Source organism: Frondihabitans australicus, assembly GCF_003634555.1.
Taxonomy (GTDB): Bacteria; Actinomycetota; Actinomycetes; order Actinomycetales; family Microbacteriaceae; genus Frondihabitans; species Frondihabitans australicus.
The window spans coordinates 781,260-793,764 of record NZ_RBKS01000001.1; the positions used below are offsets into that span (position 1 = coordinate 781,260).

General features: G+C 70.7%; 9 protein-coding genes. 4 read left to right on the forward strand and 5 right to left on the reverse strand.

Going from position 1 to position 12,505, the window contains the following annotated elements; genetic code table 11:
* Positions 1–209 precede the first annotated feature (209 nt).
* From C8E83_RS03625 to C8E83_RS03645, 5 genes are read right to left on the reverse strand one after another with little or no spacing between them, the layout of a single operon-like run.
* Positions 210–2,768, reverse strand: coding sequence for a polynucleotide kinase-phosphatase (locus C8E83_RS03625; RefSeq protein ID WP_121368482.1), 2,559 nt, complete (start codon positions 2,766–2,768; stop codon positions 210–212).
* Positions 2,768–4,168, reverse strand: a complete 1,401-nt coding sequence (locus tag C8E83_RS03630) for a 3' terminal RNA ribose 2'-O-methyltransferase Hen1 (RefSeq protein ID WP_121368483.1) — start codon at positions 4,166–4,168, stop codon at positions 2,768–2,770. Before C8E83_RS03630 ends, C8E83_RS03625 begins: the two co-directional genes overlap by 1 nt.
* Positions 4,169–4,221: 53 nt before the next feature.
* Positions 4,222–4,884: a TMEM175 family protein gene (locus C8E83_RS03635; RefSeq protein ID WP_121368484.1), complete on the reverse strand. Its 663-nt coding sequence runs from the start codon at positions 4,882–4,884 to the stop codon at positions 4,222–4,224.
* 10 nt (positions 4,885–4,894) lie between these two features.
* Positions 4,895–6,511 (reverse strand): outer membrane protein assembly factor BamB family protein, encoded by a 1,617-nt coding sequence (locus C8E83_RS03640; protein WP_147430075.1) that lies wholly within the window; start codon positions 6,509–6,511, stop codon positions 4,895–4,897.
* A gap of 51 nt (positions 6,512–6,562) precedes the next feature.
* Positions 6,563–8,116 carry an outer membrane protein assembly factor BamB family protein gene (locus tag C8E83_RS03645; RefSeq protein ID WP_121368486.1) on the reverse strand — a complete coding sequence of 518 codons (1,554 nt, stop codon included), beginning with the start codon at positions 8,114–8,116 and terminating at the stop codon, positions 6,563–6,565.
* Between the two features lie 134 nt (positions 8,117–8,250).
* On the opposite strand from C8E83_RS03645, the gene leuC reads away from it, so the two are divergent.
* The 4 genes from leuC (at position 8,251) to C8E83_RS03665 (ending at position 12,498) form a co-directional block, all read left to right on the forward strand.
* Entirely contained in the window at positions 8,251–9,726 is a 1,476-nt protein-coding gene (gene leuC, locus C8E83_RS03650; protein WP_121368487.1) for a 3-isopropylmalate dehydratase large subunit, read from the forward strand.
* On the forward strand, positions 9,726–10,352 hold the full coding sequence (gene leuD / locus C8E83_RS03655; protein ID WP_121368488.1) for a 3-isopropylmalate dehydratase small subunit: 627 nt from the start codon (positions 9,726–9,728) through the stop codon (positions 10,350–10,352). The genes leuC and leuD overlap by 1 nt, the downstream gene beginning before the upstream one ends.
* The gene (gene murA, locus C8E83_RS03660; RefSeq protein WP_121368489.1) at positions 10,352–11,719 is read left to right on the forward strand and encodes a UDP-N-acetylglucosamine 1-carboxyvinyltransferase; all 1,368 of its coding nucleotides are present in this window, start codon (positions 10,352–10,354) and stop codon (positions 11,717–11,719) included. Before leuD ends, murA begins: the two co-directional genes overlap by 1 nt.
* 86 nt (positions 11,720–11,805) lie before the next feature.
* Positions 11,806–12,498, forward strand: a complete 693-nt coding sequence (locus tag C8E83_RS03665) for a lysophospholipid acyltransferase family protein (protein ID WP_121371714.1) — start codon at positions 11,806–11,808, stop codon at positions 12,496–12,498.
* The last annotated feature ends 7 nt before the right edge of the window (positions 12,499–12,505 follow it).

Genomic DNA, 12,505 nt, shown 5'->3' on the forward strand with positions numbered 1-12,505 from the left:
TTGCATCTCTGTGCTTATTTAAGGCCTAAAGAGACGGCGGCAGAGCCGCTGTCATAGTCGCCGGTTGAAACTCCGTCCGGGAGAGGGCCTAAAGGGCGGGGGAGCGCATCGTCCACCCAAAATCCGGACACAACACCACGGTGAGCGTTGGTGTTGTGTCCGGAAATTGGGTGGAGCGGAGGCTGCGGGGCGAGGATGCGGCGCCACTGCTACAGCCGCGGGTCGACGGCCTCCGACTCGAGCGCGAGCACCCCGAACACCGCCTGGTGCACTCGCCACAGCGGCTCCCCGGCCACGAAGCGGTCGATCGCCTCGAGGCCGAGGGCGTATTCCCGCAGCGCCATGGAGCGCTTCAGCCCGAGGTTGCGGTCCTTGAGGCGAGCGAGGTTCGCCGGCTCCGTGTAGTCGGGCCCGTAGATGATGCGGAGGTACTCCCGCCCCCGAACCTTGATTCCGGGCTGCACGAGGCCGCGCTCGAGGCGCTGCGGGCCGTCGAAGGGCTTCACGACCATGCCCTCGCCGCCCGCGGCGGTGAGCGACTCCCACCACGAGGTGGCGCCGGCGACGGATGACTCGTCGCCGAGGTCGACGGTGACGTTGCGCGTCGGGCGCACGAACGCGGGATCCTGCGCCGCAAGTCGGTCTGCGATCGACAGGTGCCAGCCGTGATCGCGTCGCGCGTGCGACGCTCCTTCGCTGGCGAGCAGCTGGAACGGCGCGAGCTGCACGCCGTCGAGCCCGTCGGTGCGGGCGACGTAGCGGCGGTAGGCGTCGACGTAGAGCGCCGCGTCGCGGGAGCGCGCCTCGGTGCGGGCGAGCAGGTCGCCCACGTCGACGCCCGACGCCGCAGCCCGAGACAGCGCCGACACCGCCCGGGGCAGTGCGTCCGTCGCAGCGGCGCCGACCGAGGCGTACTGGTCGCGGATCATGCTCTCGGCCTTCAGCGACCACGGCAGCAGCTCGGCGTCGAAGAGCATCCACGTGGTGTCGAGCTCGCTCCACAGCCCGGCACCGTCGACCGCGGCGTCGAGCCGGGCCAGGAAGGCCGAGCCGAGCGCGTCGTCAAAGAACGGCCGGCCGGTGCGCGTGTAGGCCACGCCCCGCCAGCCGTCGGGCGCGCCGAAGCGCGCGGGGTCGCGGGTGAGCAGCACGACGGCCCGCGAGCCCATGTGCTTCTCCTCGCAGACGACCTTCGACACGCCCTCGCGCCGGAACGCCTCGAACGCCTCGGCCGGGTGCTCCAGGAGGTCGGGGAGAGCCGAGGTGGCCGGCGGGCTCATCGTCGGCGGCAGGTACACGAGGTGCCGGGGATCGAGGGCGAACCGGCTCATCACTTCGAGCGCCCCGGCCGCCTGCTCCTCGCGGATGCTGATCTTGCCGTGCCACGACGTCTCGACGATCTGCTTGCCGAGCACGTCGCCGATCGCGAGCACGCCCGGCGCCCGCGACCCAGCGCCGGCCCCCGCCGACGAGGTCGCAGGATCCGACACCCCGAGCGGCTTGACGGGCTCGTACCAGACCCGTTCAGCGGGCACCTGCACCGACTCGCGCTCGGGGTAGCGGAGGGCCGAGAGTGCTCCGCCGAAGACGCACCCGGTGTCGAGGCAGAGCGTGTTGTTGACCCACTCGAGCTCGGTGGTCGGAGTGTGACCGTAGAGGACGGTCGCCGACCCCCGGTAGTCGTTCGCCCACGGGTACCGCACCGGCAGGCCGTACTCGTCGGTCTCGCCGGTGGTGTCGCCGTACAGCGCGAACGACCGCACGCGGCCCGACGCGCGCCCGTGGTACTGCTCGGGGAGTCCGGCGTGCGCGACGACGAGGCGCCCGCCGTCGAGCACGAGGTGCGAGACGAGGTCGCGGCAGAACCTCTCGACCTCGGCCCGGAACTCCGGTGTCTCGTCGGCGAGCTGCGCCAGCGTCTCGGCGAGGCCGTGCGACGTCTGCACGTTCTTCCCCTGCAGCGCGCGCACGAGCTTGTTCTCGTGGTTGCCCGGCACGGCGAGAGCGTGCCCGTTGGCGACCATGCCCATGGCGAGTCGCAGCACCCCGACGACGTCGGGGCCCCGGTCGACGAGGTCGCCGAGGAACACCGCGCGGCGACCCTCGGGGTGAGCGGCGTCGATCGGTCGGCCCTCGGGATCCTGCGTCACCTCGTAGCCCAGCCGGACCAGCAGGGTGACGAGCTCGGACAGACAGCCGTGCACGTCTCCGATGGCGTCGAACGGGCCGGTCTCGTGCGACAGGTCGTTGAGCAGCGGCTCGCGCACGATCGTGGCGGCCTCGACCTCGTCGACCCCGGTCAGCACGTGGACCCGCCGGAAGCCCTCCCGGCCGAGCCCGCGGAGCGACCGCCGCAGCTGGTCGTTCTGCCGTTTGATCACCGACGCCGGGAAGTCGCGATCCGTACGCGACTCGTTGCGCGCGACGCTCACGCTCTGCGGCACGTCGAGCACGATCGCGACCGGCAGGACGTCGTGCTCGCGGGCCAGCTCGACGAACGACCGCCGGGCCTGCGGCTGCACGTTCGTCGCGTCGATGACCGTGAGCAGGCCGCGCTTCAGCCTCGTCGCCGCGACGTAGCGGAGTGCGTCGAACGCGGCGCCCGTGGCGTTCTGATCGTTCTCGTCATTGGAGACGAGCCCGCGGAAGTAGTCGCTCGAGAGAGTCTCGAACGGCTCGAACGCCCGCGCGGCGAAGGTCGACTTGCCTGAGCCCGAGGTACCGACGAGCACGACGAGCGACATGCGGGGCACGGTGAGTTCGGCCATCAGATCCTCCTGAACAGGGCGAGCTGGGTGGGGGAGCCGTGCACGGGGTCGACGTCGCCGACGTCGCGATGCTCGACCGTGAAGCCGTGGGTCGCGGCCACACGCGACGCCCACTCCGCGAACTCGGCCCGCGTCCACTCGAACCGGTGGTCGGTGTGACGCATCGTGCCGGCGGCGAGCGTCGGGTAGAGCACGTTGTACTCGGCGTTCGGCGTCGTCACGACGACGCCGCCGGGCGCCGCGTGCCCGAAGACCGTCGCTTCCAGCGCGTCGAGGCGCGACGGCTCGATGTGCTCGATCACTTCCATGAGCACGATCGCGTCGCGGCCCCTGATCCGGTCGTCCTCGTAGGTCACCGACGACTGCAGCAGCCGGATCCGGGCGCGAGCCCGATCGTTCAGGTCGCGCAGGTGCAGACGGGCCTCCGCGACGTCGAGAGCCCGGGCCGACACATCCGTGCCGATGATCTCGGTGAACGCAGGATCGGGCACCAGCCGCGACAGAAGCGCCCCCGGCCCGCACCCCACATCGGCCACCCGCCGCGCCCCCAGGTCTTCGAGCGCCCGCATCACGGCCTCGGCACGGTGGATCCGCAGCGGAGTCGGCGCATCCGCGGCCACGAGAGCGTCGTCGGCCTCGTCGGAGGCCTGCGAGACCGAGTCGTCGAGCTCCTCGAGGCGCGCCGTGGCTCCCTGCACGAGCGAGCGCTGGTGCGCGAGGTAGCGCGTCGTGATGAGCTCGCGCTCGGGGTGGGCGCCGAGCCACCCGTCACCGGCCCGCAGGAGCTTGCCGATCTCGTCGTCGCCGACCCAGTAGTGCTTCGAGTCGTCGAGCACCGGCAGCAGGACGTACAGCTGCCGCAGCGCCTCGGCCAGCCGGACGGTTCCGGTGAGGACGAGGTCGACGTAGCGGGAGTCGCCCCACTCGGGGAACTCCGCGTCGAGCGGCACCGGCGTCGCCGCCACCGACCAGCCGAGTGGCTCGAACAGGCGTGCCACGAGGTCGTCGGCGCCGCGAGCGGGCAGCGCGGTCACGCCGATCTCCAGCGGCAGTGCGCTCGCCGCCAACTCGGGCCGCGCGTCGCAGCGCCCGGTCATGGCGGTCCGGAACACCTGCGACAGCGCCACCGACAGCATCGACGACGAGGCGTACGGGCGGTCGTTGACGTACTGCGCGAGCGTGCGGGCCTCGCCGCCGCCGAACCGGCGGCTCCGGGCCAGGCCGATCGCGTCGACCTCGAGCAGGAGCGCGGCCGTGCAAGCCTCGTCGGTCGCCTCCGGGTAGAAGACGTGGGCCGTTCCGACGCTCAGCGAGAACGACTGCAGACGGCCGGGATGCTTGTGGAGGAGGAAGCCGAGGTCCGACGCGTCGGTGCCGCGGTACGTGATGGTGACGAGCACGTCGCCACCCTACGGGACCGCGCGCCGCGTCTCCGCGACAGCGCGCGGCGTCCCTACGACGCCGCTGACCCGTCGACGCCGCTGGCCCGGCGCCGCGCTCGGGCGAGCAGCCAGGCCTGCAGCGGCCGCCCCACGGCGAGAAGCACGAGGCTCCAGAGCCCCACCCGCCCGGCGATGATGAGCGTCACGACGATGACGAGCACCATGAGCATCACCGGCACCCAGTCGACGAGCAGCTCGCCCTGGCTCGGACTCCGACCCTTGCCGTCGCGGAGGAATCCCGCGTGGGCCAGGAGGATCTCCTCGAACCGGTAGAGGACCATCGCCAGCAGCACCGTGCCGAGGTACAGCGCGTACGCCGACCGGTTGCCCGAGGGCGACCGTACCTCGATGACCGTCGCGACCGGCAGGAACACGATGCAGGCGAGCCAGAGCAGCGTCACGCGCAGCATGAGCGGCGGGTAGTCGGTGGCCCGCAGGAACAGGTGGTGGTGGTCGCGCCAGAACGACCCGATCACGGCGAAGCTGATGCCCGCGGCCGTCACGGCGTAGCCCGACTCGGAGAAGAACTGCTCAGGCGAGCGCACCGAGCCCGCGACGTCGACGAGGGGCAGGGCGACCAGCGTGATGGCGATCGCGACGACGGCGTCGGTGAAGGTCACCAGCCGGTCGATGGCGAGGCGCTCGGGGCGCTCGGGCTGGTCGGCGTCATTCATCGCCCCGAGCCTACGACCCGAGGCGCCGGGCCAGGCCGTCCATCCCCACGTCCACGAGATGGCCGCCCCACACTCCCACCTGCACCTGTGACGAACGCGTCCAGAGCGTGTGGCCGCTGGACGCGTCGACCGCGATGACCGTCGACCTGGCACCGGTGAACCCGGAGGCCGCGACGTAGGCGACGGTGTCGGAGGCGGCGACCACCGTGGATCCTGCGGGCACGTCGGTCTCGAACCGGATGCGGCCGGTCGCGCCGTCGACCGCGACGAGCTGCGCCTGCGAGCCGGTCGTGACCGTGTAGACGTCGTCGGTGCGTTGGCCGGGAGCGCTGCCGGCGAACGAGTAGCTGCCGACGTCGGTGGTCCACAGCGGCTTGCCCGTGCGGTAGTCGAGACAGGTGATGGTGTCGCCCGCCTCGTTTGTGACCGCGAGGCACGACCGCGTGGTCGAGTACGAGCCGCGCAGGTCGAGGTCGGACTTCCACAGCACCTGTCCGGTGCGGTCGAGGGCCGTGAAGCCGCGGGTCATGCGCGTGGTGACGCCCGAGCCGGACACGTTGGCTGCGAAGACGTCGTCGTCGTGCACCGCGTAGCCCGACGTCGTCGAGACCGGCCCGCCCCAGTCGGTCGCGACTCCTGTCGCCAGGGGGATCTGCAGGGTCCCGCGACCGCCGAGCAGGAGGCGGTCGGAGAGCGCGATCATCGTGGCCGACTCGTTGCCGTGGCCCGACCACACGATGCGCGAGAGGTCGTCGGCGTTCCGGAGCTCGTAGGTGTACTCGAGGCTGTCGCTGGAGAGGGCTCCGAGCGCCACGACCCTGCCCGAGGCGGTGTAGCGATCATCCTGCGACCAGGGCAGCTCGCCGGTGGTGTCGAGCACCTGGCCGGTGGCGAGCGACAGGTTCTCGACGACCTGCTGGTTGGCCGTCTCGGCGTGCACGAGCAGGTGCGATCCGTCGTCGAGCGAGGTCATGTCGGTCACCGAGGCGCCCTGCGACACGATGAAGTCGTCTGTGACGTCGTGCACCCAGCGCACGTCGCCGTCGCGTGTGTCGACGACGGCGACGCGCGAGCCGAAGCCGGCGGGCACCACCGAGCACGACGACTCCGGCGCGAAGCCGTACGCCCAGGCCCCGTCGGCCCGGATCGCGACGAGGTCGGCGCCGACGTCGAGGGTCGAGAAGCGGAGGCACTCAGGAGGCGTGCCGGGCGAGATGATCGCGGCGAGGTCGACGGCCCAGGACGACTGGTTCGGCGCCGAGCGGACGTCGTCGACGTGCAGGCCGCGCCACGGCTGCAGCGCCCCGTAGGTCGGCTGGAGCGCGCCGCCGACCGTCACGACGAGCAGGATCGCCGCCGCGAGGCAGCCGTAGGCGAGCAGGATCCGCCGGGTCACCGACAGCCGCGACAGAACGCGCGGCCGGCGATCACGTCGCTCGGCCTCCCACCGGACCCCCACCGCGGCAGGCGGCGCGGCCGGTGGCGCCGGGGTGAGGTGCTCACGCTGATCCTGCGCCCGGGGCACCCCCGAAGAGGTTCGCGGGGACCAGGCGCTGGTGTACGACGGCGGTCGCGGCGGAGCCCACGACGGGGTCTCGTCGACGGGTGCGTCGCCTTCGTCGACCACCGTGCCTCCTCGCACCGATGCCGGGGCGTCCTCGCCCCGGCGGTGCCGACTCTACTCGCCGAGAACGGTGCGCGGACGGTCGACGAGCTGGGTCGCGACGCCGTTCTTCGAGAGCCGCACGAGCTGCCCGCCCCAGAACGACGTGTCGCGGGTTCCGGCCTCCGGCAGCGTCCACAGCTGCTTGCCGGTGCGGGTGTCGAACGCCGTGATGCCGGTGGGCGTGCCGCTGTCCGACGAGACCTGGAGATACCCGGTCGTCCGGGCCGCCAGAATCGTGAAGCTCACCGGCGGCAGCTCGATCGGGTACTGCAGCCGCCCGGTCGCCCCGTCGAAGAAGTCGAGCTCGGTGACGTCGCCCTTGTTGCGGTAGACCATGATCTGGTTCGTGGTCTGGCCCGGCACGGAGTACGCGAACGAGCCCGTGGCGATGTCGGTCGACCATCGCACGCGGCCGGTGGCCCGGTCGACGCAGGAGCCGCGCGACGTGCCCGGCAGCGAGGTCATCAGGCAGTCCCGTGTCAGCCCCGAGAGGTCGCCGATCCCGCTGCGGGTCCAGAGTGCGCGGCCGGAGTCGTCGTACGCCGTCACGACGACGCCGCTGCGCAGCGTGTCGCTCGTGAAGAGCTCGCCGGAGTCCGAGATCGTGCTCGTGAGGTCGACCGAGCCGTTCCCGAGCTGCGTGATCCTCCCGGTGTCGGCGTCGATGCGAGACGACCGGCCGTCGATCGAGGCGAACGCCGCCGTGTCGGTGAGGATCGGCGCGTGGTCGTCGTCGAGCACGGCGGTCCAGACGGGCTCGCCGATGCGGTCGACCTGCGCGAGCTCGTACTGCGTCGCCCCCGAGCGCGCGACGCTCCCGCCGATGAGGACGAGCCCGCCGCTCACCGTGGGCAGCCCTCCGGTCGACTCCGGGTCGAGGGCGGTGGAGGAGAGGACGTCCCCGCTCGTCATGGACAGCGCCGCGTAGGTCGAGACGCCGTCGACGCTCAGCTGCACCAGCACGCTGTGCGCGTCCGGGACCACCGACTCGTATTCCAGCAGCACGGCGCCGCTGCGCGACGGGAACGAGCCCTGCAGGTTCTTCGACCAGAGGACCCTGCCCGTGTCGGTGTCGAGGAGCGCCACCGTCGAGTCGATCTGGTCGACGGAGGCCTGCGAGCAGCGGCTCGACGACCCCAGCGACGGCGTCGTCCCGGTGACCACGACGTAGCGCCCGGTCGAGTCCGACGACTGGAATCCCACGCAGCGCACCGGCACCCCGGGCATCACGGCGCGCGCCAGGTTCACCGACCAGCCCTCGGTCGTCGGCCTGGTGCGCAGGTCGGCGACCGGTGTCGTCCCGTAGGGCTCGAGGTCGCCGTAGCGCGGCGTGAGCGCCGTCCCGACACCCGCGACCACGGCGATGGTCGCGGCCATGACCGCCAGCAGCACGGCGATCCGCGCGGGGCCCGGCATCGTCAGCCTCCGTCGACGACGTCGAGGCGCAGGAGCCCACGGGCCGGCGAACGCGGGCGCCTCGGGCCGGGCCTCGGAGGAAGGGCGTCTCGCCGGCTCCTGCCACTCGACCAGCTCGCGCTCGGGTCGCGGTGGGCTCCACCCGCTCATGACCGCCTCCCCGCCGAAGCTCCAGGCGAGGGCTCGACACGGCACATGGTAGGAGCCGAGGCCGACGTCGGGGTAGATCGTTCGTGAAACCTGCTCGAAACGCGGCGGTAGACTCGAGAATCCGACACTCGACGATGGAGGGCACACCCTTGGGTAGAACGCTCGCAGAAAAAGTATGGGACGACCACGTGGTCGTCAAAGGCGCCGACGGCGCTCCCGACCTTCTCTACATCGACCTCCACCTTGTGCACGAGGTCACGAGCCCCCAGGCGTTCGACGGACTCCGTCAGGCCGACCGCCCTGTGCGCCGCCTCGACCTCACCATCGCGACCGAAGACCACAACACGCCGACCCTCGCCATCGACCGGCCCATCGCCGAGCCGACCAGCCGCGTGCAGATCGAGACGCTGCGCACCAACGCCGCCGAGTTCGGCGTGCGCCTCCACTCGCTCGGCGACGCCGAGCAGGGCATCGTGCACGTCGTCGGCCCGCAGCTGGGCCTCACCATGCCCGGCGTGACCGTCGTCTGCGGCGACTCGCACACCTCGACCCACGGTGCGTTCGGCGCCATGGCGTTCGGCATCGGCACGAGCGAGGTCGAGCACGTCCTCGCCACGCAGACCCTGCCGCTCAAGCCGTTCAAGACGATGGCGATCACCGTCGAGGGCGAGCTGCGCCCCGGCGTGAGCGCGAAGGACATCATCCTGGCGGTCATCGCCAAGATCGGCACCGGCGGCGGCCAGGGCTACGTGCTCGAGTACCGCGGCTCGGCGATCCGCTCCCTCTCGATGGAGGGGCGCATGACCATCTGCAACATGTCGATCGAGGCCGGAGCCCGCGCCGGCATGGTCGCTCCCGACCAGACGACCTACGACTACCTCGAGGGCCGCCCGCACGCTCCGCAGGGCGCCGACTGGGACGAAGCCGTCGCCTACTGGGACACCCTCGCCACCGACGACGACGCCGTGTTCGACGCCGAGGTCTTCCTCGACGCGAACGAGCTCGAGCCGTTCGTGACGTGGGGCACCAACCCGGGGCAGGGCGTCTCGCTCTCCGAGACCGTCCCCGATCCTGCGACCATCGCCGACCCCAACGAGAAGGCCGCGGCCGAGCGCGCGCTCGAGTACATGGATCTCGACGCCGGCACCCCGATGAAGGACATCCGGGTCGACGCGGTCTTCATGGGCTCGTGCACCAACAGCCGCATCGAAGACCTCCGCGCCTTCGCGTCGATCGTCAAGGGCCAGAAGAAGGCAGACGGCGTCCGCGTCATGGTCGTCCCGGGCTCTGCCCGCGTGCGCATCGAGGCCGAGGCCGAAGGGCTCGACAAGGTGTTCACCGACTTCGGCGCCGAGTGGCGCTTCGCCGGCTGCTCGATGTGCCTCGGCATGAACCCCGACCAGCTGGCTCCGGGGGAGCGCTGCGCGTCCACGTCGAACCGCAACTTCGAGGGCCGCCAGGGGAAGGGTGGGCGGACGCACCTCGTGTCGCCGCTCGTGGCCGCTGCGACGGCTATCCGGGGCACGCTCTCGAGCCCGTGGGACCTCGCGCCGGGCGACGACTCGGCTGCTCCTCCGACCTCCGACCTGCAGACCGAGGGGGCACTCTGATGCACAAGACCACCATCGTCACCTGCACCGTCGCGCCCCTGAAGCGCTCGAACGTCGACACCGACCAGATCATCCCGGCGGTGTTCCTCAAGCGCGTCACGAAGACGGGCTACGACGACGCCCTCTTCTACTCGTGGCGCCAGGACCCGGCGTTCGTGCTCAACCAGCCCGAGTTCCAGGGTGCCAAGGTGCTCGTCGCCGGGCCCGACTTCGGGACGGGATCGAGCCGCGAGCACGCCGTCTGGGCGCTGCGCGACTTCGGCTTCGAGGTCGTCATCTCGCCGCGCTTCGGCGACATCTTCCGCGGCAACTCGGGCAAGCAGGGCCTCCTCACGGCGGTCGTGACCGAGCCCGACGTCGAGCGCATCTGGGCGATCATCGACGAGTCGGTGGCGAGCGGGAAGGGTTCGCCCGAGATCACGGTTGACCTGCCTGAGCAGACGGTGAGTGTCGAAAGCGCCACGGGTGCTCGCCTCACGGTTTCGTTCGAGGTCGATGCTTACACTAAGTGGCGTCTCCTCGAGGGCCTCGACGACATCGCCCTGACCCTGCGTGACGAGGCCGCAATCACAGAATACGAATCGCGCCGCGCATCATGGCGGCCCAAGACATTGCCGGTGAAGTAGTGAACTCTCTCGTACAAGACGCAGCAGCAGCGGGTGCCCGTGTGGGGCTGAAGTCCGACGAGATCGTGATCCGTGGCGGCAAGCCGCTGATCGGTCGCATCGAGGTGCGCGGGGCCAAGAACCTCGCCACGAAGGCCATGGTGGCGTCGCTTCTGGGCGACACGCCGTCGATCCTGAAGGACGTCCCGGACATCAGCGACGTCAACGTCGTGCGGGGCCTGCTCTCGATCCACGGGGTGCGCATCACCGACCCGGCGCGCGGCGAGCTGATCCTCGACCCGTCCAACGTCGAGACGGCGCACTTCGCCGAGATCGACGCGCACGCGGGTTCCTCCCGCATCCCGATCCTGTTCTGCGGGCCGCTGCTGCACCGTCTCGGCGAGGCCTTCATCCCCGACCTCGGCGGCTGCAGGATCGGCGATCGCCCTATCGACTTCCACATGGACGCCCTCCGAGCTTTCGGCGCGATCGTCGACAAGTCGTACAACGGCATTCACCTCACCGCTCCGAACGGCCTCAAGGGCGCCAACATCGAGCTCCCGTACCCGAGCGTCGGCGCGACCGAGCAGGTGCTGCTCACGGCGGTTCTCGCTGAGGGCGTCACCGAGCTGCGCAACGCGGCGATCGAGCCCGAGATCATGGACCTCATCGCGATCCTGCAGAAGATGGGCGCGATCGTGAACGTCGAGCCCAACCGCGTGATCTTCATCGAGGGCGTCAAGTCGCTGAACGGCTACACGCACCGCGCGATCAACGACCGCAACGAGGCCGCCTCGTGGGCCGCCGCGGCCCTCGCCACCAAGGGCGACATCTTCGTCGAGGGCGCGAAGCAGCAAGACCTCATGACGTTCCTCAACGTCTTCCGCAAGGTCGGCGGCGAGTTCGACGTCCACGAAGACGGCATCCGCTTCTACCACCCGGGTGGCGAGCTGAAGCCCGTCGTCATCGAGACCGACGTGCACCCCGGCTTCATGACCGACTGGCAGCAGCCTCTCGTCGTGGCGCTGACCCAGGCGCACGGCACGTCGATCGTGCACGAGACCGTGTACGAGAACCGCTTCCAGTTCACCGAGGCGCTCAACGACATGGGAGCCAAGATCGTCGTGCACAAGGACGGCCTCAAAGACGTCCAGCGTCGCGTGGCGCGTCGCGACTTCGAGCAGGCCGCGGTCATCACCGGGCCGACCCCTCTCCACGGGGCCGACATCCGGGTGCCCGACCTGCGCGGCGGCTTCAGCCACCTCATCGCGGCGCTGACCGCCGAGGGCGAGTCGAAGATCACGAACGTCGGGATCATCGCGCGCGGGTACGAGCACTTCGTGGCGAAGCTCCGGAAGCTCGGGGCGGACTTCGACTTCGCAGGATAGTGTCCTCGCCCGATAGGCCTCTGCCGCCGTCGACACGTCGAATCCGCGAGCGGAACCTGACCTTCGGCGTCCTCGGACGCCTGGCCATGCCGATCTTCGTCGCTCAGGCGAAGTACACCGTCCGCTACAGCGAGAAGCTCCCGGCCACGGGCGGCTTCGTCGTGACGCCGAACCACTACTCGAACTACGACCCGCTGATCGTCGGCGTGATCCTGTTCCGACTGGGGCGCGTGCCGCGGTTCATGGCGAAGGCGTCGCTCTGGAAGGTGCCGGTGCTGCGCGGGATCCTGCGCTCCACCGGCCAGGTGCCCGTCGACCGCACCGGCCGCACGCGGGGCTCCGACCCCGTCGGCGCGGGCGCTGCGGCGATCGCACGAGGCGAGGGCGTGATCGTCTACCCCGAGGGGTCGCTCACCCGCGAGCCCGACCTCTGGCCGATGCGTGGCAAGACCGGCGCCGTGCGGCTCGCTCTCGAGGCGGGCGTGCCGCTGATCCCGATGGCTCAGTGGGGCGCGCAGACGATCATGCCGCGGTACGGCAAGGGCTTCAGCCTGTTCCCCCGCAAGCGGATCCGTGCGGCCTTCGGCGATCCTGTCGACCTGTCGGCCTATCGTGGGCGCAGTCTCACGCAGTCCGAGCTGCTCGAGGCGACCGAGAAGGTCATGCAGGCGATCACCGGCCTGTTGCAGGAGCTGCGTGACGGCACCCCGCCCGCAGTCCGCTACGACCCCGCGCAGCACAACCAGAGCGAGATCGGCCGTTTTGAACCCGAGAAGTAGAGACTCC